20 protein-coding genes and 1 CRISPR repeat array are annotated in these 24,854 nt (G+C 35.5%); of the genes, 2 read left to right on the forward strand and 18 right to left on the reverse strand.

Features of this window, described 5'->3' with window-relative positions; translation table 11 throughout:
- Positions 1 to 217: 217 nt before the first annotated feature.
- From EHLA_RS11240 to EHLA_RS11285, 11 genes are all read right to left on the reverse strand, one after another.
- Positions 218 to 1,762 (reverse strand): TM1812 family CRISPR-associated protein, encoded by a 1,545-nt coding sequence (locus EHLA_RS11240; protein WP_157908592.1) that lies wholly within the window; start codon positions 1,760 to 1,762, stop codon positions 218 to 220.
- Between the two features lie 166 nt (positions 1,763 to 1,928).
- Positions 1,929 to 2,291, reverse strand: a complete 363-nt coding sequence (locus tag EHLA_RS11245; RefSeq protein ID WP_096240893.1) for a CRISPR-associated protein — start codon at positions 2,289 to 2,291, stop codon at positions 1,929 to 1,931.
- Positions 2,288 to 2,548, reverse strand: coding sequence for a CRISPR-associated endonuclease Cas2 (gene cas2, locus EHLA_RS11250; protein ID WP_096240894.1), 261 nt, complete (start codon positions 2,546 to 2,548; stop codon positions 2,288 to 2,290). The genes EHLA_RS11245 and cas2 overlap by 4 nt, the downstream gene beginning before the upstream one ends.
- A gap of 26 nt (positions 2,549 to 2,574) precedes the next feature.
- Positions 2,575 to 4,485 carry a CRISPR-associated endonuclease Cas1 gene (gene cas1, locus EHLA_RS11255; RefSeq protein WP_123864856.1) on the reverse strand — a complete coding sequence of 637 codons (1,911 nt, stop codon included), beginning with the start codon at positions 4,483 to 4,485 and terminating at the stop codon, positions 2,575 to 2,577.
- Between the two features lie 257 nt (positions 4,486 to 4,742).
- The gene (locus EHLA_RS11260) at positions 4,743 to 5,561 is read right to left on the reverse strand and encodes an IS3 family transposase (protein ID WP_242970654.1); all 819 of its coding nucleotides are present in this window, start codon (positions 5,559 to 5,561) and stop codon (positions 4,743 to 4,745) included.
- Complete coding sequence (locus tag EHLA_RS16670; protein ID WP_229097941.1) at positions 5,551 to 5,898, reverse strand: transposase; 348 nt, start codon at positions 5,896 to 5,898, stop codon at positions 5,551 to 5,553. Before EHLA_RS16670 ends, EHLA_RS11260 begins: the two co-directional genes overlap by 11 nt.
- Positions 5,899 to 5,985: 87 nt before the next feature.
- Positions 5,986 to 8,377: direct repeats of the CRISPR family, unit length 29 nt; unit sequence GTCTCAATCCCTCATAGGTAATGTAATCC.
- 390 nt (positions 8,378 to 8,767) lie between these two features.
- Complete coding sequence (locus tag EHLA_RS11265; RefSeq protein WP_096240896.1) at positions 8,768 to 10,690, reverse strand: TIGR03986 family CRISPR-associated RAMP protein; 1,923 nt, start codon at positions 10,688 to 10,690, stop codon at positions 8,768 to 8,770.
- Positions 10,691 to 10,702: 12 nt separating this feature from the next.
- The gene (csx19, locus tag EHLA_RS11270) at positions 10,703 to 11,206 is read right to left on the reverse strand and encodes a CRISPR-associated protein Csx19 (protein WP_096240897.1); all 504 of its coding nucleotides are present in this window, start codon (positions 11,204 to 11,206) and stop codon (positions 10,703 to 10,705) included.
- Entirely contained in the window at positions 11,206 to 12,555 is a 1,350-nt protein-coding gene (locus tag EHLA_RS11275) for an RAMP superfamily CRISPR-associated protein (RefSeq protein WP_096240898.1), read from the reverse strand. Before EHLA_RS11275 ends, csx19 begins: the two co-directional genes overlap by 1 nt.
- A 2-nt stretch (positions 12,556 to 12,557) precedes the next feature.
- Positions 12,558 to 14,921, reverse strand: a complete 2,364-nt coding sequence (locus EHLA_RS11280; protein ID WP_096240899.1) for an RAMP superfamily CRISPR-associated protein — start codon at positions 14,919 to 14,921, stop codon at positions 12,558 to 12,560.
- Complete coding sequence (locus tag EHLA_RS11285; RefSeq protein WP_096240900.1) at positions 14,902 to 16,602, reverse strand: Cas10/Cmr2 second palm domain-containing protein; 1,701 nt, start codon at positions 16,600 to 16,602, stop codon at positions 14,902 to 14,904. Before EHLA_RS11285 ends, EHLA_RS11280 begins: the two co-directional genes overlap by 20 nt.
- Positions 16,603 to 16,722: 120 nt before the next feature.
- Between EHLA_RS11285 and cas6 the strand changes: the two genes are divergently transcribed.
- Positions 16,723 to 17,463, forward strand: a complete 741-nt coding sequence (gene cas6, locus EHLA_RS11290) for a CRISPR-associated endoribonuclease Cas6 (protein WP_096240901.1) — start codon at positions 16,723 to 16,725, stop codon at positions 17,461 to 17,463.
- A 58-nt stretch (positions 17,464 to 17,521) separates the two neighbouring features.
- On the opposite strand, the gene EHLA_RS16445 is transcribed toward cas6, so the two are convergent.
- Complete coding sequence (locus EHLA_RS16445; RefSeq protein WP_173854295.1) at positions 17,522 to 17,662, reverse strand: hypothetical protein; 141 nt, start codon at positions 17,660 to 17,662, stop codon at positions 17,522 to 17,524.
- Positions 17,663 to 17,956: 294 nt separating this feature from the next.
- Complete coding sequence (locus tag EHLA_RS11295) at positions 17,957 to 18,349, reverse strand: type II toxin-antitoxin system HicB family antitoxin (protein WP_096240902.1); 393 nt, start codon at positions 18,347 to 18,349, stop codon at positions 17,957 to 17,959.
- A 446-nt stretch (positions 18,350 to 18,795) separates the two neighbouring features.
- On the opposite strand from EHLA_RS11295, the gene EHLA_RS11300 reads away from it, so the two are divergent.
- Positions 18,796 to 18,996, forward strand: coding sequence for a type II toxin-antitoxin system HicA family toxin (locus EHLA_RS11300; RefSeq protein ID WP_096240903.1), 201 nt, complete (start codon positions 18,796 to 18,798; stop codon positions 18,994 to 18,996).
- A gap of 58 nt (positions 18,997 to 19,054) precedes the next feature.
- On the opposite strand, the gene EHLA_RS11305 is transcribed toward EHLA_RS11300, so the two are convergent.
- The 5 genes from EHLA_RS11305 to EHLA_RS11325 form a co-directional block, all read right to left on the reverse strand.
- Entirely contained in the window at positions 19,055 to 20,152 is a 1,098-nt protein-coding gene (locus tag EHLA_RS11305; RefSeq protein WP_096240904.1) for a hypothetical protein, read from the reverse strand.
- A 143-nt stretch (positions 20,153 to 20,295) separates the two neighbouring features.
- Positions 20,296 to 21,762, reverse strand: coding sequence for an anti-sigma factor C-terminal domain-containing protein (locus EHLA_RS11310; protein WP_096240905.1), 1,467 nt, complete (start codon positions 21,760 to 21,762; stop codon positions 20,296 to 20,298).
- The gene (locus EHLA_RS11315; RefSeq protein WP_242970724.1) at positions 21,759 to 22,277 is read right to left on the reverse strand and encodes an RNA polymerase sigma factor; all 519 of its coding nucleotides are present in this window, start codon (positions 22,275 to 22,277) and stop codon (positions 21,759 to 21,761) included. The genes EHLA_RS11310 and EHLA_RS11315 overlap by 4 nt, the downstream gene beginning before the upstream one ends.
- A 281-nt stretch (positions 22,278 to 22,558) precedes the next feature.
- Positions 22,559 to 23,719, reverse strand: a complete 1,161-nt coding sequence (locus EHLA_RS11320) for an alanyl-tRNA editing protein (protein ID WP_096240907.1) — start codon at positions 23,717 to 23,719, stop codon at positions 22,559 to 22,561.
- A 15-nt stretch (positions 23,720 to 23,734) separates the two neighbouring features.
- The gene (locus tag EHLA_RS11325) at positions 23,735 to 24,721 is read right to left on the reverse strand and encodes a hypothetical protein (RefSeq protein ID WP_096240908.1); all 987 of its coding nucleotides are present in this window, start codon (positions 24,719 to 24,721) and stop codon (positions 23,735 to 23,737) included.
- Positions 24,722 to 24,854 lie beyond the last annotated feature (133 nt).

Raw genomic sequence — 24,854 nt, forward strand, 5'->3', positions numbered from 1 at the left:
TCATTATATATATCTGGCTGGACAGGAAATGTCTTTCAAAAAAATCTTTTCCTAATTATATCTTTTTACAAATCCAATTACTATCTGTAAATTTCTTGGAAATTTTCCTTATTTTATAATATACAATAGTACATAGATATCACAACTTGGAAAGCCGTCAATTTAGTGTTGATGCGATTTTAGCGATTAATAAACTTTTTATCGTTCACAGTACAGATTATCCTTTCCGCTTTTCATTTTGCATTTTAAGTTTTTTAACTAGATATGTTAAAACTTCACATATATCTGCATATTCAAAACCATTCTTTTTTCCATCAGCATGATTTGCGGCATTTCTTTGCCCTTTCATGAAGAAATATATATATATTATTTCTTCTAATGCTTCTTTATTTTGTTCTGTAACCTTACTCTGTACCCTTCCATTTTCATAATGCCACATTACCTTTGCCGCGTTATTTGAAGCATTTTCATTTGCTTTGTCATATTTTTCACTCTCTGTTTTTTTCATACAGCTTTTCAAATATTGTTTTTTCTCGATTTGCGCTGACATTTTTTTAACATCTGCTTTATACTTTTCAGGCATGTTAGGAAGTTCTTTAATTTCCGATAATATTATGAGATATTTATCATCCTGAAAGCAAAACGGTAAATACTGAACAAACCACTTATAAGCATATTTTTCTTCTTTACTAAAATACTTCCTCTTCTCATCTATTGCTTTTTTTAATTCTTTGCTCGGATTTTCTCTTCCATTTGTCTTATTATCAACATCGTCTATAACTTGAAGAACATCTTTATACTCTTCATCTTTTGCTTTATAAAGTCCTGTATCCCATAAATACTGCGGCAAACATTCTGAACAAAATGTTAATGCCTGCTGGATATATTGTTTTTCTATACACCATCCTATAATTTCTGCAATATCCTTATTTAATAATGGCTGAAATTCTTTTTGTATATCTCTTATTACATAACGGAATAGTTGTGTATATGTATTATCTTTTTTAGATTGCTCTTCTAGCTCTGCTTTATTTATAAATGTTTCAAACTCTTCCAACAAAGCACCTGCACTTTCCATAATACTGCTTGTACGGCAAAGTTGCAGATTATTTGAAAATTCTTCCATCACATCTAACAACTTATTTATTTCTTTATTTTGAGCTTTTTTAAAATACTCTTTTAAACCTTTAATCCGGCCATAATTAATATATTCATTAATACTTCCAATTAAATTCGTACTGTCAAATATAGACAACAAATTCTGAAGCGGTACTTTGCCATTTTGTTTATTGCCAAAATTCATTGTTATAATCTGTTCTAACTGAACATTCCGGGTCTTTAAAAACTGAGCCAAAACAACCTGCATAAATGCCACATAACGCGGACCGCCATTATAATCAATATACAAATGAATATCATTATCCTTATCTGGAAATTCCATTACATTATTTACTGCATTAATTACCGCCTCTGCCACCTCGGTATCTTCTGGATTATCCGAGATTGGTATTTCTTTATATTCTGGCACGTAATCATAATCCTCTGTCTCTAATTCCACAAGCTTTTTATAATAATCTAAAAGCTTAAACTCTTTTTTACCCAAAAATAATTTTTGGATCTTCTCCTGAAAACTATCCCTTCTTTGAGTTCCTACTTCTTTACCACTTTCATTACACTTGCTAATCTCAATCTTTCGGTTAGATACTTCGTTCGAACAAATAATAACAATTCTATCTAATTTATTCGGAAAAACCATCTTCATTACATATCGCATCGGTGCTTCATTTGTTACAAAGCCCCATACTTCATCCTGCTTTTTTCCATCACTCAACGTATATACGTATTGATTTTCCTTTATTCCCTCTTCTTTAATTGCACTCATACACAATAACAGTACATTTTTCATAATTCTTTTCACCTCTCTGATATCAATACTCACGAAATTTTACAAACTGAAAAACAGCTTTTTTCTGATACGTTCCATCCGGCAATATTGTTTCGCTTATCTTTCTCTCACTACACGCTGCAAGTACGGTAAGCCCCTTTTCTTTAAAAAGCTTTACAAGCTGATATGTAAGTGTCATTTCTCCCTGACACATAATAGCCGATGGATTCTTTTTTAAAACACTTATAACTATTGTCTCTGCTAATTCTTTGATATTCTGAGTAGAACTTTGTGCATTTACTTCAGGAAAAGGATAATCAATAATTGTTCCCCATTGTTTTGCTGCCTGTTTTTGTTCTTCTCCCCAGCCACTAGAGGGATGGTTTGATAAATTAATAAAATTCATAGAATATTATCTCCTAATTCATTTAATCCAATCACTTCTTTAGAACTATATTTTAATGTTTCAAATTCATAAATAGCCACACTATCCTCTTCTTTACAGATGACCGTTTTGATTTCATCTTTTAAACGATTGAGCTTTGCTTCTGTTATAACTCCCTCAAAAACAGACTTTTGCACATGATTCAGATATCGTCTACATATTTTTAACACTTTTTTATTACGTTTTATATTAATATCGTATACAAGAATTACAAACATTTTTCTACCTGTTTATCATTTTATCGCTATATATATTTATACGGAACATATTTTTCGCCTTGCTCTACATATTTTTTTATTTTTTGTATTTCTCTTTTTATTATATAATCATAGGTTTTCTGTTGTCCTTCAACCAGAATCGTCTGATAAAGTTTCCTTTCAAATTCTCGAATAAAAAGTGTTTTCCCTTCTCCTGAAATAAAGATTCCTTCCTGTTCTACTTCAACAAAATCAACCGCGTGAATCATTTTTCGATTTATAAGCGTAAATATCGTGCGATCCACAAGAATTGGTTTAAATAAATCTGCAATATCCAAATTCAAGCTTTCTGGGCGAAATCCTGCCGCATGAACAAATCCAATTCGAATATCCAGAGAAGTCCGATTAATTTCATTCGCAATCCTTTGATAAAGCATCGTATTTCCGAAACTTATCATTGAATTTAATGAATCCTTTGGCGGACGTCTGGTTCTTTTCGTAAAAACAAATTCCTGGCTATCTAAAATTTCATTAAAACACTGATAATATTTCTGTCTTGCCTGTGCTTCAATTAACATTAATCCATTTACATCCTGCGCCTCATTTAGTTTCTTCACATAATCAGACATCTGTTCTACTGCCTGTGTAAGAATTTGTGATTCTTTTCTTCTTCCATAATAGCGAAGATTCGCTCGCAGATTTGCAATACTGGCAATTTCGAGCTTTCTTGCAATTGCAAGCCTCTCCTTTGTATCTTGATAAATTTGCATTTGTTTTATTTGTGTTTTCATATTTTTTCTGCAATTTTGCGGAACAAAACTCCCGATTTTTTCTCCAAATTTATCAAAAAATGCAATGTTAACTCCTTTTTTATTCGCAAAAGAAAAAAATTCACTGGTAAATATCGTATTGGAATATATATACAGCGAATCCATTGTCTCTACTGGAATGTACTTCTTCCTTTCTTTATTCTCAAATAATATATTATAATCCTGTCTTGTCAGAATCCCATCATTTATCAAATGATAATTTCTATCAATTTTCTGTATTCCTGTAGTATACCACCCCCGAAATACCGTTTTTTCTGCATTCTTTGCCCGCTTTACAACTACTTTTCCACTTTTTTCTTCAAATACAAACCCAAGAAGCCTTCGATTAATCCCCTTAAAAACCCCAGTTCTTCCTTCATTAATAAGAAGTTCTTCCTTCTCCTCTAAATAATTTTTTACTTCCTGTAATTGCTGCCAGGCTTCTTCATAAGAAGTGGTATATGTATTAATGTTATCCCCAAATCTGCAAAAAGAATATCCTTTGTTCTCCATGTACTGGTCTAAATCATTCAAATATAAGTTACTAAGTACCGGACTTAACGGGGACCCCTGCACTATTCCTAATGTTTTTTGTGAAATGCGATAATCATCCTCAATCGTACAATGTAAAAAAGAAAGAATCAGATTCATTACTTTCTCATCTTTCACATATCTTCTAAGCTTCTTTATCAGCCGATCATGGGGAATGCAGTCAAAAAAATGTTGAATATCCAATTCTGCACTCCACCTTTTCCCTTCCTGCATACAAAAAGCCGCATGCTCTGCTGCCGCAAGTGTTCCTTTATTCTCTCGATATGCATAAGAATATTCTGAAAACTCTGAATCCAGCCTTCCTGATATAACTTGCGCCACTGCTCTCAATAGAAATCTGTCTATCGTATTTATCTGAGAAATGATTCTATGTTTTCCAATCTTAGAAACAATTTCTCGTTGTTTTACAATCCCCGGACTGTAATTCCCACTGTAAATCGTATCCTTAATCACCACCTGGTTTGCATTCCAGTATTCCGGCAAATCTGATACCATGACACCATCTGCTCCACAGCTATCTCTTTTTCCTTCAAAAGATTCAAAAGCTCTCTGCAAATTTTCTGCATCAAAAATAGCCTCCAGACTAATTTCTGTCACAATCCCACCATCTTTCATATCTTATGTCTATATTTAATTGTAGTTCTTAAAAAAAGAAATTGAAGAAGTTTCAATCCCTCATAGGTAATGTAATCCTTATAAGGTGGTCGAAGATGAAATGTTGGCTGAATATGGTCTCAATATAGTGGCTCAGTTGTCAAGACAAAAATCTAAGATTTTTATAATGAACTGATATGGTGGACAAGTTACAAGGAACATGGAGAGAACAGTGGAGCACTCCCCAGATCCAATATATGCTAAGCTACATATGGCATCAACATTGCCGGATAGTAGCATTCAGCCGGTGTTTGGTAATCAAGTGCAGAATGGCGTCGCTCAAAGTTGTAGGTGTGGATATACTGTCTGATAGCAGCCCTTGCTTCCCTGATGTTGTTGTACTGTGTCAGATAGGCTTCCTCATACTTGAAGCTGCGGAACCAGCGCTCAATCATGATGTTGTCTGCCCAGCGGCTTTTTCCATCCATACTCTGGCGGATACCGTTTTCCTTTACAAAGTCAATGTATTGCTGACTTGTAAACTGACAACCCTGATCTGAATTCAAGATCTGAGGTTTTGCCACTTTGAAAGCTTTTTTCAGGGCACTGATAACCATTCTGGTATCAAGTGTGTCATCCACTTCCCAGCCGACAATACAACGGCTATACCAGTCGATCACGGCTGTCAGATACAGAAATCCGCGCTTGATCGGAATATATGTAATGTCAATAGACCATGCCTGATTTGGTTTGTCTATGACCGCATTACGAAGAAGATATGGACATACTTTCGCCTGCTGCATTCGCTTGGAAAGATTCATCTTTGGATAAATCGGGTAAATATCCATCTCATTCATGTAGCGTCTTGCCTTGCGGCGTCCAACCTGGTAACCACGGGTTTTTAACTGTGCAGACATTTGTCTTGCGCCCCAAGTGGGATTATCTGTATGGAGATGATCAATGATCTCTTTGCAGGCCAGTTCCTCATCTGAAATAGGGGCACCCTTGTAATAAATGCTTGTACGGTTGATGTCAAGCAACCTGGCGCCAACAGAAGCCGGAATTTCCTTAGTCGTCAAAAGGTTTTGGACTAAACTTACTCTCGTAGTCAGGTCCACAAATTTCTTCAGATTTTTTTTTGAGCCAGTCAACCTGCATGGTTAACTGACCAACCTTTTTGGCATACTCCGCTTTCTCCTTACGCTCTTCGGCAAGCTTTTCTTTGAGGTTTTCCTCACGCTTGTCGTCGAACACAACCGAAGCATTGTTCAAGAACTCTTTTTTCCAGTTGCGGAGCAGATTTGGTTGGATGTTATTTTCAGTTGCAAGGGTATTGAGATCTTTCTCACCCTTAAGCAGCTCAATTACAAGGTCTGATTTGAATTTGGCATTAAAATTTCTTCTTTGTCTGGACATGATAATGGATCCTTTCTTTCATACTGGTTTAAGTATATCAGATTCATTAAAAACTGTCCGAAAAAGTGTCTTAATTTATGAGACCATTATACAATCCCTCATAGGTAATGTAATCCTTTAACTGGAAAATACTACATCATCTCGATGTTAGAAGTCTCAATCCCTCATAGGTAATGCAATACAAAAGAAACCGATAAAAATATTTCTTTCGATTACGGTTTTGCTTTGAGAAAGTCTCAATCCCTCATAGGTAATGTAATCCGTTTCGTCAACAGACGGTTTGTATGAGAGGTTATATCTGTCTCAATCCCTCATAGGTAATGTAATCCAGTACAAATGAAAACAATAATAATATGGTAATCGCAGCAATCGTCTCAATCCCTCATAGGTAATGTAATCCAAGTATGTTCCGTGAAGATAATAGAAATTGTTTCGATGTATGTCTCAATCCCTCATAGGTAATGTAATCCGCGATGAAGGTACATTATGTACAAAAAAAATTTATTTAACTGTCTCAATCCCTCATAGGTAATGTAATCCTTCTTAATTATGATGAAGCTATCAACTTTTTCTCTTTTGTCTCAATCCCTCATAGGTAATGTAATCCGAGAAAAAAGAAGGAAGAATTAAGGGTTGGATGAAGGGTCTCAATCCCTCATAGGTAATGTAATCCAGATCAGATGGAATTTGTTATTATGGGAATGCGAAATCGTCTCAATCCCTCATAGGTAATGTAATCCATATTATTAATTATGATTTCAATAATGAAAAAGATAGTCTCAATCCCTCATAGGTAATGTAATCCATCCATCAGATGGTGTTTTAACAGACATACAGTATGGGTCTCAATCCCTCATAGGTAATGTAATCCGTGTTATCAACCATAACAATGATGAATTCATTGGTAAAATAAATCGTCTCAATCCCTCATAGGTAATGTAATCCGTTAAGCAGGTATTTCCGGAAAGAATCAAATTCACAGTCTCAATCCCTCATAGGTAATGTAATCCAATATTACGCATATTGATCAAATTTAATAATCGCGTTGTGCCGTCTCAATCCCTCATAGGTAATGTAATCCATACCATGACATATTTTGATGATTTAAAGATTAAAGTCTCAATCCCTCATAGGTAATGTAATCCAAAAAAAGATGTGAAAATCATCAATGGATTTACAATGTCTCAATCCCTCATAGGTAATGTAATCCTGTTAAAAGATGTTTTAAAACCGGTATATGGTAAAATGAGGTCTCAATCCCTCATAGGTAATGTAATCCGGAACTGTTGGAATCATTTCTTTTAAAAAGTCTTATGTCTCAATCCCTCATAGGTAATGTAATCCGAAGACGAAGAGTAGAAGAAAATTTTCAAGTTGCATTAAGTCTCAATCCCTCATAGGTAATGTAATCCAATGAAAAAATATGTGTAATTATAACCCTTTTACAAGGTCTCAATCCCTCATAGGTAATGTAATCCCTAAAGATAATAGAAATCTTATTTTTAAAAATGCGGAGGATAATGTCTCAATCCCTCATAGGTAATGTAATCCCTATGGAGAGAAAATCAGTGCTGAGTATTGTGAAGAATTAACGTCTCAATCCCTCATAGGTAATGTAATCCTCATTTTTAACTTAAAAAACATATGCAATATAAAGGTCTCAATCCCTCATAGGTAATGTAATCCTTAATGATAAAATTGGTTATGATGAAATTATCGCACCGTCTCAATCCCTCATAGGTAATGTAATCCGAAGACGGGAAAGATATTCGTCTAAATGTTTCAGCGTCTCAATCCCTCATAGGTAATGTAATCCGGTAAACTTGAATATGGTTACGATGGAGTAGTTTATTACGTCTCAATCCCTCATAGGTAATGTAATCCTATGATTAAAACTAAAATTACATTTTCAAAAAAGTCTCAATCCCTCATAGGTAATGTAATCCGTAATACAATAATAATCAATATAAGACCTTAAAAAAGTCTCAATCCCTCATAGGTAATGTAATCCCCTCTAACAAGTAAAATATCAGGACTAGAAGAAATTCGAGAGTCTCAATCCCTCATAGGTAATGTAATCCTTCCATATGGAACTGTTTATGTAGATACTCCGTTTCCTATGTCTCAATCCCTCATAGGTAATGTAATCCATAAAAATGAAGATATAAACACTATTCCGAATAAATCGTCTCAATCCCTCATAGGTAATGTAATCCGAAAAATAAATAAAAAGTATACATTTAAGTCTTTTAACATGTCTCAATCCCTCATAGGTAATGTAATCCTGGTACGGTTGGCGTAATTGCTTTTAAGAAATCGTCTCAATCCCTCATAGGTAATGTAATCCGGAGGTATCTATATGAAGAAATTATTTAGCATCGATAGTCTCAATCCCTCATAGGTAATGTAATCCCCGTATCAAATGTTAAAGATAAAAACAATGTTGTTGTGTCTCAATCCCTCATAGGTAATGTAATCCAACTGTTTTTATCAGCTCTTGTTATTATAATATCTCTTTTTTCTTCCATTTTCAACCCATTTTTTGCAAAAAAGTCTGTCGACCTCCAATGCTTATTCTTCTTAAACTCTGCTTATTTTCTACGTTTTTTACCTTTGGTTAATTATGTAAATAGGTCGACAGACTTTTTAAGTCATTTTTCATAATTTTTTATGCTTTTTTGATGAAATACTGTTTAAATAATCTGTCCAAAACGCACTGTTCATGCAGAATTAGAGGTCGACGGACTTTTTTTTACATTTATCAATATTATTATTTTTTCTCATGTTTTATATAGTGTGAGAAGTACTAACACTACCTATGGGCACGCTCCAAAAAAGGGCATCGACACAGTTCCCGATGCCCTTCTTATCATCTTCTGTTTTTTTCCTTTTGTGTTGTATTGCTCCTGTTTGAATTTAATTTAGACGTATCCATATATTCATAATGATATAAAATCGGATCTTCCGACAAAATTTCAGGAAGACATTGAACCTTATTTTCTTTTTTATTTTTTGGAGATTTGTTTTCCGAAAACCAATTATGTGATGCTAAGTCATTCTTTTTAGCTCTATCGCTTTCCTGTATACTTTCAGGACATAAAATCATTGGATATTCGACTTTTCTATTTTCCATAATATTGAAATCAGAAATGCGTTGTATTTCTGTTACCGATTTATATTGTTTATGTAACATTCCCCCTAATTTTTCTAAATTATTTTCTATCTCTAAATGATATTCCGGAGACAATCTTCTTTCTGTCTGATTAATAATACAGACTTTCACACTTCCTAATCCTAACGGTTTCCCTCTTCCTAATTTATGACACAAATTTCCATTTAATTGATTTTCCCCCAAACATAATGTCCATTTTAATTCATCTAACTGTACTGTTGTTATTTCATTATAATAAATTCTAAATTCAAATTCACTTCCAGTGTCTGCCAAATTAAAATATCCACTTTGCATATTTTGATTTATATTCTCTTCTTTCCTTAAATCTCTATAAATATCTTTATTGTGTGCGGCTTCCGGAATATGCCAGTAATATTTTCTTCCTCTTATTTCGACTTCTGGACTTTCATAGTCTGTAGGATATTTAAAAGAATTCGTTTTTGCATAAAAAGGCCAATATGAATATCTTGGCGTAGCTAATGTTTTTAACTTAACATTTTTTTGCCATTTAACTTCCCCTTTTGCTCTGGCATCTGTAATCCTTACTCTTCCTCCTACTGCCTCTTCTCTGGCCATACCAAATAAATTGCAGGCACTGCATAACTTTTTTCTATTTTGACAAGGAACTTTTTTCTTTGCTAAATCATCAAGCGTTGTATAATATCCAATCCGCCCTATGCATGCCATAGATAACTTTACTTTCTTTGTCTTCTGATCTTTTTGATACCATATAGGAATTACTTTCTTTTCCTTTTTGGCATATTCATAATCAGCGTATCCTGTATGCTCATCAGGATACATTTTATTAATTGCCGTATTCCTATAAACTTTTAAAGTTTCCTCCAAAAGCTGCATTGCAGTTTTTACAGCATTTTCTCTTAAATCACTGATTTCTTTACCTATTTCAAATACCCTTTCAAATTTTTTATTTGAAAAAGCTTCCCCTACATATACATATTGATCTGATTCATTAACAAGTGATAATTTGGATACATACATTCCAGACTCTATTTCAATTTTTACCGAATCCCCCATACGAAACTTTGTATTGTCATCCGCGACAAGGCATCTAACTTCATTTTCTATTTCTGTTCTATATGATTGTTTTATTTTTACTTTGATTTTTTTTCCTTTTTTATAAGCGTTTTTATCTGGAATCTTATAAATTTTTTCTACTGTATATAATTTCCACTCACCATCTTTTTCTTTCAAAATCCCTGGTTTATAGATTTCTTTTTTTTCTGCACCTGCTCTTGAAAACAAATGCGTATTTGGTTTCATCGTCGATAAACAGGACTCTGTTATTGTTTCGTATACTGAACGAATCATCCCTCGAAGACTGCTCCCCGGTATCATAGGATTTTTTTGATTATTCTCGTTTATTGAAAAAAAATCATGCTTACTTTCTCCGCCAGACTCTTCCCCTTCTGGTAAATCTGGTATCGCCAGAGGCGTTTTTGCAACCAATACACAATCTAAATATCCTGTATGAAGTTCTTCTTTATCTTTGTATGTTTCTTCTATATTTTCTTGTTTTATTTTTTTTCGATCAATCGACACAAAATTATAAGGATTTACAAAAGTTCTATCTGACTTTTTATACATATTTTTTTTGGTCATTTTCCTTCCCCCTTAAACTTCTCCTACCGTTTCAAATCCGCATATCCGCCAGTCTCTTACATATGCCTGACCTGTTTCTTCATAATAGCCAATATAATTCCTTATTTTAATTTTGATATCCGAAGGCTTCTTACTATACGTTATTGGCAGAATAAATCTTCCTCCTCCCGTTGTTGTGAATTGTAAACCCTCTTCTGTTGCCTTTGTTCTGGTAGAATCAATATCTAAATATTGTCTTTCTGTATAGTATTGTTCCGTATCTTCTTCTGCTGTCTGATCTTCAATAAAACGGCTTTTCCATTCTCTCTTGATTGTTGAACGAATTATGCGGTATTCCATCTGTTCGTTAAATATACGGCATTCCAGCATTTTTTGAAAAGATTGTTCCAGCATTTCTTCTTCTTGAATGGATAACGGCCATTTTAAAATGCATATCTTATCTGTGAAGGCGGCATATAAATACCCCTTATTTATTTTCCGAACTTCCCTTTTGATTTTTATTTCATCTAAGTTCATTATGCATGTCCTCCTTCCATCATCTTCTGTATCAATTGCTGGTACATATGTGGTATTTCCTCTGCTTCCTGTGCAACCGGAATTTCTTCTCCATTGATCTGTATTTTTTCAATAGAAAATAGTCCTCTTCCAATGGATGTTAACCCACCAACAGAAAGTATTCCTAAGTGTAAATCCAATATAGCTGCCGATAAAGCTGCATAAAATTCTTTCTCTATCGTCTTTTCATTATTTTCCCTGTTAAAAGCCTTCTTTCTTGCATCCAGTTGAATTTTTAATTTTGTTTTTCCATTAAACCAGGTTTTCTCTGTATATAATGCTCTATCAATGATTCCTCCTGTAAAACGATCAATAGCATTATGCGTTAATACTTTTTCTACTGCGTCTTTAATCTCACTTTCACTAAAATAAATTTGCGATTTATGACTAGTTGAACCAAAGTATTGTTCGAATTTATTTTCTGTGATTCGATTGATGTGATGGCGAAATGCTCCTGCCCAGGAAGTTCCCGGAATAACCGGAATCTCTTCGTTGTTTTTACCACGTATATAAGACATCTGTTTATAGTCTGGTTCTCTATTTTCACCTTCTCTTTGTACTGTTGTTGTATAACGTCGAATAGAGATTCCACTTTCTTGTTTCAGGGAAAGAATGATTTCAAGAAGACCTTTGTCTTGTTCCTCAGATGCAGCAAATTGCTCTATACTTTGCTCCACCCATCCGTTCTCACTATACATATCAAAATCCAGCCACTGGTCTATTCCGGCTTCGTCCCATATAAACTCTGCTCTTTGTACTTTACAAAGCTTTGTCTGTCCCAGTCCACGTGAAGCTTTAGAACCAAAGTGAATGTGTCCCCTTTTCCACTGCTGTGCGATTAGATACCCAACTTCTCTTTCTTGCGGTATATCTCCAGCTTCATCCTTGATATCCTGCTCTAACCAGGTTTCTAACTCAATACCCGGTTCCAACACTTCAAAATCAAATTTCGCACCTGCCAGCGCTGTTTTATACTCATCCAAAGCAACACTATCTCTTACTGATATTTTATAATCTTTTTTCTTGATTTTTGCATCATATAAAATAACCTGACTGGCTTCTATTTCTGGTTGTCCGTTCTTATCTGTATCGGTTTCCAGATTCTTTACTGTTCCAAATAAAGACTGATATTCTTTCGGTAATACACTTCGAAAAATTCCTGTTATTGTACTTCCCGGAATATATGGTGTTCCACTTCCGTCTTTTATCAAATCATTATCCGTTACTTCATTTTGTCCATTCCCAATATTCATTGCAGAGGTAATTTTAAATTTGTAACGATAATATACCTTTTTCTTTATCTCCCCCATTATTAAACCTCCGTCATTTCCTTCTCTTTCATTAAATACTTCTGTAAAACAAGCTGCTCCTGTAAACAATAGTGCCAGAGTTCATATGCCAGATTCCGAGCTGCTTCTTCTCCATACCAATCACATAAATCTGTATATTCTTTATACACATTTCCTTTGTTGTCTTGTATCAGGCTTTTTACTATACTTATCTTCAAGTCTGATTTTTCCTCTTCTTTTTCTAACTCTCTAAATACCTTTTTCCCAAATAATTTTGACAAAAAGTCTGTCAATTCATCACGCACTTCTTCTCTTTTAACAGACTGAATCCTTTCTTTCAGATTGAAATATATTCTTTCTGCCTCATTAACTTCTCCTCTACATTCATTTACCGCTTCCATAAGCATTAATTTCACGCGCCCTAATGTAGCCGCAGAAATTTTGAGACGTTTCTCTTTTTTATCTTGCTGTATGTTTTCGTACCAGTTTTTCTGCATTCTTTTATATAATTTTTCCTGAAGAATTACTTTAAGTTGTGGCTCTAACTCATCAAGCTCAGCTCTTACCTGCTGTATTTGTTCTTTTTTATCCAAATGTAGTATTTTGTTTGTCATCTCCTGAGGGTCTAATTCATCAATACAATAACAGCAATCTTTTATATTTGTTATGGAGATTCTTCCAAGACCTTCTATATTTCGTTCACCTATATATTCTGGATATTCCTTTAAATCCGTTTCCAATACAAAACTAAAAGCACTTCCTGCTGCAATTGCCGGAACAGATTGTTTTTTCAAATTCCATTTCGCATGATATCCATTTAATACTTTTGTCTGGATATAATCCCCTGTATAACCTACACTCGTCTTTAGCCTTGTGTTGGTAATTCCAAGATATTTTGCAATCTCCTGTCGCACTTTTTCATGATATACTGTATAATTTCCTTCCTCGTCCATAAATACAGCATCACTCCGAAGTGTCACCATAATTGAATCTCCTTTAGGAAATATCTCCTGCTTAGTTTTTGATTTTGCTGCTGTTACTTCCACATCCCCTACAATATAACAGTGACCATACTGTACACTTTTCGACTTTCCAAAACGCAGGTCGGTTTGAGACAGTAACTCAAGCACTACATTAAGCCATTTCTTTTCTGTCAGAATTGTTCCACCAAATAATTGTCCTGCCTCAATGACTTCCTCTGAATACAGTAAACCATTAGGTCTATCTTTACTTTTTTCTGTTGTATTATGATGATAGACCATCTCCATCTCTACTTCATGTACGGCATATTTCCCATTCTTACATGCTACATATTTTCCTTTTAGTTTTTTGGGCTGATTTCCATTGTCTGAGCAATAAGAAATATCTTCTTTATATCTTTTTTCCTGTTCTTTTTCATCATTGCAAATAATGTTCACCAGTTTTTTTGTTTTCTTTAGACGATTGATATACTGTGGCGCAGGATAACAAATAAGATACTCTTCTCCCTTTTTAGAGACCGGCATCAAATCAGAATAACAAACCTGCCCATCTAAAAACAGAGCCTGAAATGCCTCATCCTCTGCTGTTCCTGTTTTCAAATACTGTGCAGCGATTGCGCCAAGTACACTCGCACCACTGATATAAGTTACAGACCCCCGAATATCATTTGCACTCATTTTTAACGGTTCATGATTTTGAATCACATACTGAATCTTTACTTTTCCTTCTTCTCCCGCAACAGTATCCAATCCCTTTATTTCTGTCTTAGAATAAAGTTCCCGGCCTTCTCCCATCTCTATTTGTATGTTTCCAAGTCCTCGATTTCTCTTCATTCCAATATGTCTTGTAGCTTTCATAATGCGTAAAAGTACATTTTCTAATACTTCTCTTTCTTCTTTTCTACAAGTATAGCTAATCGGTGCTTCAAATACGAGTGCCTTTTCTTTTTGTGCAAAATTATTTTGTCTTACAACTCTTGTAAATCGTAAAGATCCATCCTGCGCTACGCCTGATTCTCCTATTTGTGTCTGCGCCTGCACCATCGTAAACTGATCTAGCAACTCCTGCGCACCTAAATATTCCGCTGCACCAAATGTCTTTTCTTTTAAAGTCTCTATTGCTTTTTCTTTTTTCTTCCATCCGATCGGAAATGCGTTCCCTATTATCACACCATAGCTGCCATTATCTCCTGATACACCAAAAATTCTTTTTATCTGTGCTTGATCTGTTTTAATCATGTAGGCAGATTCTTTCATGCATCCTTTTAAACGCCTTCCTGAAATAAATGGAACTCCATATTTATCGTACGAAATATCACTATCAATAAGTCCTGCGTAAGAAAAACCGGAACCTGCACATAGATCAGACTTTAACGTAATCTTCAAACTATTTTGAATTGTTACCATATTTTTCTTCCCCCTCTTCTTTGCGAAACCACAAATCATAAACTATCACAATATCATAAATCATTTTCCGGTATTTCTTATATTTTTGTCCAAATTCTTCTCTGTCTTCCTGTACAAATATTTCTTTCATTCTACGTTTGATATCTTCATCAGACTGATGTGCATAAATTCTTCGCATTTCAAGATTAAATGCGCCCTCAGACAATTTTGCAGCTACCGCCAAATCTTTTACATTTGTACGACTTTCTATCATCTGAAGTGCTTCTACAACTTTTTCTATTTCCATTATCGTAATATCTTCTGGCATTTTACTTGTTGTATTTTTCTCATCTGCCATATCTAAAAGCCATGGTTTACTTATTAACCCACCTACTTCTTTTTCACGAATATCCTCTAAGCTCATTCCGATTCCTTTTTGACAATAATGAACATCAATATAGCAGACTTCTTTACTTTTTCCTTCCTTTTCACGAGCTTTTTCAAGCTTTTTCATTCGTGTTTTTCCAGATTCACAACATTCTTCTGCTATTTTATAAGCTTGAGCATATGGTGCATGGCTGTGAAAAATAGCAATTCCTGCACAGGCGCTGCATGGCTCGGTACTATCTTTCCAGCTTACTTGATGAAGCCCTTTTAAATATGTTTTTGCTATATCATAAGCATCTCTTGCATTACAGATTAAATTAATTTCATCTCCTGCAAATACCACTAATCGCTTTCCTGCTTTTTTCTTCCCTTTCTTTGCTTTTTCTTCCAACATCTGGTCTATATCTTTTATTCGGTCCTCTACATAATTTTTCTGAATAAATTCAGATGTTTCACGTAGTTTTTTTACGCATTGATCATAGGATGTTTCTGTTCCTAAAACATTCTGCACTTTCGCTCCCATATTATTTCCATCAATATAAACCACTGCAAGAAGACTTTCCTCACCTTTTCTGGTTACCAGTTTATCTAAATCTTTCTCTCCATACTTCTCATTATAAACATCTAAATGTTTGGCCAGCTTAGCTTCTGCTTCTGTACTTACTTTTTTCCTCGTATTTTCATTATATTTTGTTAATGGAAGCGAAGTTACCTCGTCCACCTGAACAAACGGCAGTGTGTTTACCGGACAAATCACGCTCTCTTCCGCTTCACTGATTCGATGCTTTTCATATAATTTCTTCCGATCTTCTATAAAATTTACTAAACCATTTTCCAATTCAATATAAGTACACAGCACCTTTAACGTATACAATTCTTTTAATAACTTTCTTGTAAAAATCTTATTAATCTCTATACAGGTTTCCTTGTCTTTATATAATACAAAGAAATTACCTCCCCCTTCATACACAACTTCACCTGCATATCTTGCAGCACACTTTTCATCCTGCATCATACGCTCAAATGCCTTCTGTGAAAACTCTTTCCCTTTATTTATTTCACTAATATATTCTGGTTCCTTTTTTGGATCATTATAGTTATAAATCCCACAGACTGCATCATCAGATAATGGTATTCCCTCCTTCTTCGCCTTACGTCTCATATATTCTTCTGCTGACGGGAATAAGTATTCTTTAAAACAATCTCTGATAATACAGGATCCTCCGACAATTTCTTTTAACTTATTTGTCTTGAATATGTATTCTTGTTTTCCTCTGACATCATACATTGCCAGTGCGTATTTTGAATTGCTCATTCTCTTTCCCTCCCTCTTATTTATAATTTTATTTTATCTCATTTTCTTGGCAAATCCAAACTTTTTATTTATAATATAGTATAGTTTGATAAATTTATATAATAAATCTGGAGGATTGTTATGCGTTTTTACCTCACTTTTGAACCTGAAGGTGTCCTTACTTTACCTTTGGCACACCACCACATATTACAAGGCTTTATTTATTCTGTTATTTCCAGCAATAAAAACTACAGTCAATTTTTACATGAACAAGGCTATCGTACATCCGGAAGTTCTTTTAAACTTTTTACTTTTGGTCCATTGAACGGAACATACCACGTAAATAGACAACGAAAAGAAATTCGTTTTTTTGGTGCGGTTACTTTTGAAGTTCGCAGTGCAGACTTTCGTTTCAGCGAAGCTTTCCTTGATGGCTTATATTCTAATACTCTTTTTCATCTTGGAGGCACCAATATTCATATTACAGATATAAATACGGATTCTTATAAGATAACAAGCAATCGCATACAAGTTCGTATGCTTTCCCCAATTGTCTTATACCACACCGTTTCTACTCCCGAAGGGAATAAAACTATTTATCATAATCCTCTCGAAGACCATTATGAAACCTGGCTTAATGATAATCTGCAGCGAAAGTATTATTCTCTTTATCATAACAATTCTGTTCCATATATAAAGTTCTCGACTATATGTGTAAGCAGTCGAGACAAATATGTAACATTATTTAAAAATCATACTTATATTAATGGCTGGAAAGGCACTTATCAATTACAAGCGCCTTCCGATATTCTCGACTTTTTGTATTATGCCGGCCTTGGTTCCAAGAATTCTGAGGGTTTTGGAATGTTCGAAGTAAAATAAAAAAAGCAGCCGGAGATGATATGACATCTTCTCTGGTTGCTCTTAAGCTGATTACATATTAGCGACTTTCTTTTCGGATTGTTCCAATTTTTTTATCACTTCTGGTGTCTCTTCCATTTTTATTACGAATAGTTCCTGGTGGTAATCCATGTTTTTTTTCAAATGTTCCTACAGTACAGTCTGATCTTGTTCTTCTCATAACCAATCACCTCTCATTAAACACATTAAAAAGATCCCCGAAGAATATCACTTACAGCAACAATAATACGTGCAGCTACTTCTAACTTACCTAACATAATAAAGACTCCTCTCATTTTTAAATACAATCATAAATATAGGATAAATTTAGATATAAACTATACAACAACAAAGCTTCTTCTCTGTACCCCCCCCCGGATACAAATACTATCTTACGATAATTTTTGCAATAATTTTAGCAAGCATACATAAATTTTTCACTGCTGTCCCTCCTTTTTAATAACTTAATACATATTTATCTATTTTCAATCCCTAGTTCTTCCTTAATTCCCCGAACCATAGCAGCCGAGAAATTGACTTTTTTACCTTTTGCTAAGATATCCAGCCACTGAGGAATTGTTACCGTTTTCTTTACATAAATTTCCTTTATATTATTTCTAAAATACGGCATCCATATATGAATATATGCTGCTCCTTTTATATCTGACGATGGCTTAGGAAGTTCTCTGTTCTCTGCTTCATAATCCATAATGGTTAAAGCTAGTATATCCTGTGCCGTTCTCACAACATCATCTATATCATCTGTTTCACTATATGTAAGTATATCTGGAAAATCAACAAAACGAATTTCTGTTTCTCCCTCTTCTCCTTTACTAAAAATTGCTGGATAAATATAGTTTTCTTTCATGGGTTTATTTTTCTCCTTACCTTTTTTTCGGCATCTGCCTTTATAAGACAGATGCCTTATTAAATATTATCAATGACACAACTCCTTGCCGCTTAATCTGCACACAATTTGTAATGGACATGTAAAACATCCCAATATACTCATAAACAAATACCTCCTCTTAAGATTTCCACATTTTTTTCAGATACATATCTTGTAATATCAAACAATTCCAATGTTCCCATAAATACTCTCCTCTCTGCGAAAAGTTCTTTAAGTTAATCATCCCTGTTTCTGATACGTATTGTAACACGTGTTATTATTCCTGTCAATAGTTTTTTTCAATTTTTTTAATTGACTATTCTGTCTGTCAAAGTTATAATATATGTATATATTATTCATATGTCTTATATAAAAGTTCAGCTTTTTTTGTTGCTATTAACTTTTGCAAATATAAGGAGATACATATGAGTAATAATTTTAAATCTATCGAGAAAAAACTTACCTCTAACGGCTGGCAGCTTGTTCGCATTAGTGGTTCACACCATCAGTACAAGAAAGCAGGAGTTTCTACTCTGGCAACTATACCAAACCATGGTAAGAAAGATATACCTATCGGTATATTAAAAAGTCTCGAAAAACAAACAGGACTATCTCTTCGGAGATAGCCCTGTTTGTTTTTATGCCATTTTAACTGCTATTTTTATTTCTTAATGAAACGTAACTTTATTGATCAAATGACCAGCTGCCGTCATCGTTTTGTGTTCCGCCAATGACATCCTGTCCATCTACGGATACTAATACGTCTGTGCTGCTGATATCGTCTCCTTTTACAGAGAAGTCATAATATTCTTTATCACCTACGGTTACTTTTTTCTTGTAGGAGTATTCTGCATCACTGCCGTAGTAATCTTTTGCCTGGCTTAACGCATCATCCTGGGAAATGCTTTCGGAGCTGCTGCTTGATGAGTCAGAGTCTGTATCTGTTTCGCTGTCTGCTTCTGTTGTGCTTCCTTCTTCAGAAGTACTTTCTTCTGTACTCTTTTCTTCTTCGCTCTTGTCTGTTGTGTTTTCTTCGTCAAAGCCGTAGGAACTATTTTTCTTTGCTGTGATATCTGTTACAGAATAAGCGAAGTTATTATCATCGCCATCGAATGATGTCTCTGTGATCGTTACCTGATAAGTTCCTCTTACTTCGTCTGTATCTTTGTTGCGAAGTTGTGCTGTGATGATATAGTCACTTCCGTCCTTTGTACAGTCTGTGATATATGGGACGAGGCTTCCTACGTCACCTTTTAAGAATCCATACATGTCTTTATCATCATCGTAGGTTGCGTATTTATCTCCGTCTGAAATTTCAGGGAATTCCATGTCGCCCTTTCCGTATGTGTTATATAATGCGGAGGCATACATATTCGTTGTGTTCTCTTTAAGATAGTAGAAGGAGTCTTCTTCTACGCCATCTCCGTATGCGGATTCTGTTTCCATTAAGGATGTGAGAACTGCCATGGAAAACCAGAAGGAATCTGCTTCTTCTTCGCTCGTGTCGTTCGTGTAATATGCATAGCCTTTCGACAGCTTCTGTACCATTAACGCTTCGATCGGATAGATCATGTTGTCGAAGTTGTCAGGAAGTGTCACATTCGATGCTACGTAGTCTGCTGTTGTATTTGCCTTACTTTCTGTCGTTGCTTCGGTTCCCTGTTCGCTCTTAGCTGTGTTGTTTTTCTTCGCATCCTTACTGCTGGAACATCCCGCAACACCTGCTACCATCATTCCGGCTAATGCTACTGCAAGCACTCTTTTCAGTTTATTTTTAATCATAATATCGTTCCTTTCCGTAAAATATTTTCATGGAAATAATAGCGCACTTAAAAAAAATTGTAAAGGTATTTCTCTTTATTTTCTTTCCTGGCTTTTACGCTATTCTGATTTTATGAATGAATAGAAAGCAGGCAAAGGAATAGTTAGTTCAGTTCTTCGGTATAGATTTCATATACTTCGCTCTGCTTACTGAGTTTTAGTAAGGTATCTTTATCTGCAATCGTTGTAAAACCATATATTTTAAGACCATTCTTTTTAACGTAGGATGCCATTTCTTTTAATGCTTCCGGCGAGTAATCATCTCCTGCTATCATTTTCAGAAACTGTTTCTGATCTGACAGATAATTAAGAAGACTTACAAAATGCTGTCTGGCATAGTTTTCTTTTTTAAGATTGTTTTCTACGCTGTCCCAGTGATCTGGTTCATCCATTTGATCTGTTTCACATCCCGGCAGAAGGGCCGGATACTTTTTATCGTCCCAGTTGAAGGCTGCATTATAAGATGGTACGCATACGAAACCAATATTTGCTGCACCGGAGAGGAAATCCGTTATATACTCTTCTCCTGCCTCTGCTTTATCCTTGTTTGAAAAATCGGCAGCCTCTTCAAGATCTCCTTCGTCTTTCTGTGGTTCTAATACTTGTACTGCACACCATACTTCTGAAAGATCCTGCTTATCTACGTACTTTTTAAAATCGGCATAAGGCATGATCTTATCTAGAGATATGTAACCTATATACATTTTTTGAGAATCCAGATTTTTTAATGATTCTATAGATTGTTCTTTTGTACCAGCAGCGCACATATTGACTTCTTCGTTCTCTTTCAGTTGAAAATACTTTCTGGTACATTGTAAATTCTCTTCTAATGTATTCTCTTCTTTTCCAACAAGGTTACTGTATGCAAAGGCATTGCTAACCGGTGTTTTTAAAATATTATTGTCGTAATATCTCAGCTTGCCTCGGACAATCTCTCCGGATACATCGGTCAGGTTTCTTGTAAAGCTCGAAGTCTGGTTCACTGTAATATTATACTTTCCATACCCTTTTGATTCTGCTTCAACAGAAACTCTTCTCTTTCCCGGAAGAAAGACTTCTGAGTATACTGCCATATCACGACTCATCTTGTTGATCGTATAATCCTTATTCCCGATATTTTCCGCTGGATTATAATAGAAACAGGATACTATGGTCGGAAAGCAGAACTGTACAAATAGAATTAATGCGAACGCTAAAGCGAGAACGGTTAACCCTAATCTTCGAAATGCCCGTCTGATGGAACGATTGATCATTGTGATAAATTCTGTATCGATATCCTCTTCCTTGGTACTTCTTCTTTTCTTGTTCTTCCCTCGCTGACCTCTCGCTCTTTGTTCCTGAGCATCAGCTTCTGCTTTCTCTTTCCCTGTCTCTGTCTGCCTTCCATCTGCAAAAACGAAGCTGTTCCGGTCTTCTTCTGCAAAAACGTCTTCCAAACCGGGAATTCCTTCCTGTTCATAGAGATAATCACTGATTGCTTCCTGCTTCTCGATATCTTTCTCGATCCGCTTTCTCTGTTCTAATTCCAGCTCTCCTGCTTTATATAATTCTAATAATTCACGATAGGTCATCTTCCTTCCTCCTTCGTTAAATAATCCTTCAGTTCCTTCTTCGCCCGGTAAGAGAGAACCTTCACATTACCCGGAGTGATCTTAAGCATCGCCGCAATCTCCTTCTGTGAAAAGTCCCCAAAATACTGTAATAGGATCACTTCCTTTTTCTGTCCCTTTAACTGGCTTACCGCTTCTAAAAGCTGCTTCTTCTCTTCTTTATGAAGAATTTCTTCCAGAATATCCCTTTGTATTAAGTCTTCTCTTCGTGATATATGTACCTCCATGGCTGCATGCTCGAAATCAGATGCTTCGACCATCATCTGCTTCTTCTGCCTGTTATAATAGTTATAGTAAAGATTACGCGCTACCATATAAAGCCATGCCCGCATATTGGTATGAGAATCCTTCAATGTCAGTAAGGCTTTTAAAAAGGTGTCCTGCAAAATATCATCTGTTACACTCTCACTTCCACAAAGTGAAAAGACAAAAATATATAATTCTTTATAATATCGCTGATATAATGCTTCTAACAAATGTTTATCCAGATTCTCACCCCCTCATTCCGATACTTTTCGACTTCTTTCGTTTATATAACAATCAAAGAAGAAAAAGGTTACACTATTTATTTAAAATTTTAGAATTTATTCACATACAAAAAAACAAGAACTCTATTACATAATCCATGTAAGATCAATGCAGGTAAAAATGCTGAAAATACGGATGCGGCATTTCCTAATGCTGTGACGACCTTTACATGTATCATGTGATAGAGTTCTTGTTTTCGTTTTTTCTCTTTTTGTTTTTTCTCTTTTTTCTATTCAGAAATGAAATCGCAAAATAGTGCTTTTATTTGTTTTCCGGCTGCCTTTACGGAACCTTGTGCAAAGAATGGTTTACCGCCGCCGCGGCCGTTTAATTCTTTGTTCACCTTTTTTACGAGTTCTTTAATGTCCCCGTTCCGTTCTCCAATGGCATATTTATATCCGTCTGTGTCGTTGCCGGCAAAGAGGGCTGCTATGCCGCCGCAGGTGTTTAAAATGGAATCGGTGCACTTTCTGACTTCTGCTGCTTCCATTGTATCCTCGATGAGGAGTACATTGCCTTTCCCAGCAAAGGAAGCTGCTTTTGCCTCAAAGCTTTTTTGTTTTTCCTGTGCCAGTTGTCCTTTTAAATCATAGACTTCATCAAGCAATCTCTGTACCGCTTCTTTTGTTTCATTCTCCTTTACGGAAAGGCTGACCGCAATCTGGCTGTTTTGCTCTGTGCTGCCGGACAGATAGTCTAAAGCACGTTTGCCGGAAAGCATTTCCATGCGGACACCATCCCGGAACTTTTTGCAGGAAAGTATCTTAACGAGTCCGATCTGGCTGGCGTGAGTGACATGTAAGCCACAGCAGGCACAAAGGTCCGCTCCCGGGAATTCGACTAAACGGATTTCTCCGGTTAGTTCTTTTTTACTGCGATACGGGATAAACTTGCGCTGGCGTTCGTCCGGATAGAAAATATTCACCTGCTGGTTCATCCAGATGTAATAGTTTACTTTCTTTTCTATTTCCTGTACCTGCTGCCAGGTGAGCATTCCGCTAAGATCAATTGTGATGATTTCTTCTCCCATATGGAAACCGACATTTTCATAGCCGTATTTCTCATGGATCATTCCGCTGACAATGTGTTCTCCGGAATGTTGCTGCATCAGGTCAAAGCGCCAGTTCCAGTCTATCTTTCCGACGACCTGTGCGCCTTCTTCTAATGGGCTTTCCATGATATGGCAGAGTTCCCCGTCGATATACTGCACATCAGCTACCGGAATGTTGTCAATCATTCCTTTATCGGCTGGCTGTCCGCCGCCTTCCGGATAAAATGCGGTTGCGTTTAAAATGACGTGGTATTTTCCATCTTTTTCTTCGCAGGAAAGAACAATCGCCTCAAATTCCTGGATATATACATCTTCATAAAATAATCTTCTTGTCTTCATAATCCTGTCTGTTTTCTATTTAGATGATGCGGTCTTTACATATAATGAAAGATCGGTTTCCGGATTCTGTATCTGCATCTGATACTCCGTAAATTCCTTGTTACCATTTTCGTCTTCATATACTTTATAACCTTCGTGATCTAGTACAGTAAAGTATACATCTACAGGGATATTATATGTGTATTCCTGATTATTCTCTCCGTTATAATCGGAGTATACGGTACATACCCGCTTCTCTTTTTCAAGCTTCTGATAAAATACCGGAACTTTCTTCTGTCCATCAAATTCTACGTTATATCCGTAAAATACTTCATCTCCACACTTTTCTTCTACAGAAGTGATGATCTGTGTCTTTTTATCCATGGTAATCGTCTTCTCAATCGTATCGCCAACAGAGAATCCGTACGTTGTTGCGTACTCATCACTGGCCTGTACCTTTGTTGTAAGCCGTAAGGTGATGGTATTATCACGTTCCTTCTCATTCTGCAGCTGGTCTTTCGTATCTCCCTGGAAAACGCTGTCTTCGATGCTCTTTACACATTCCTGTTCGTAGTCATCTCCGATCAGTCCATAATACTGTACATACTTATCGTTATAACGGTATAATTCTTTATTTGCGATTACTTCTTTATAATCTGCATCGGTTCCTTCTTTCTTAAAGTAAGAGAAGTAGTTGCCTTTCTTATCCTTTCTTACCTGACGAGTTGTTGTGTAATCTGAACCTTCTGCCAGATGAGAATAGGAAGTTGTGATCGTTACGTTCTTATGGTCTTTTAATAAAGCCTCGATGTTATTTGCTGCATTGATTTCTTCCATGTGCTTTGCATTCTTATGTGTTTTATGCAGCACACCAAAAACAACACCTGCAAGAATAATGATCGTAAGTAATAAGCTAATGCCTAAAACTTTCCAGAACCATGGTTGATTTCTTCTTCGTCGATGAGACGAATTACGGTCTAAGTCATAGCCTTTATATTTCTGTGCATTTGTAGTATCCGCCATAAATAAAAATGTTCTCCTTTCTAGTTTTATGTACTCCTGCTGTATCTTTCCAGGCAAGAAAGAATTCAAAAGTACACTTTTATATGCTCTGACGCTCTTACCAGAAAGAAGTCGTCAAAGGCCATATCTGCCT

It is taken from the genome of Anaerobutyricum hallii (assembly GCF_900209925.1).
Classification (GTDB): domain Bacteria; phylum Bacillota; class Clostridia; order Lachnospirales; family Lachnospiraceae; genus Anaerobutyricum; species Anaerobutyricum soehngenii.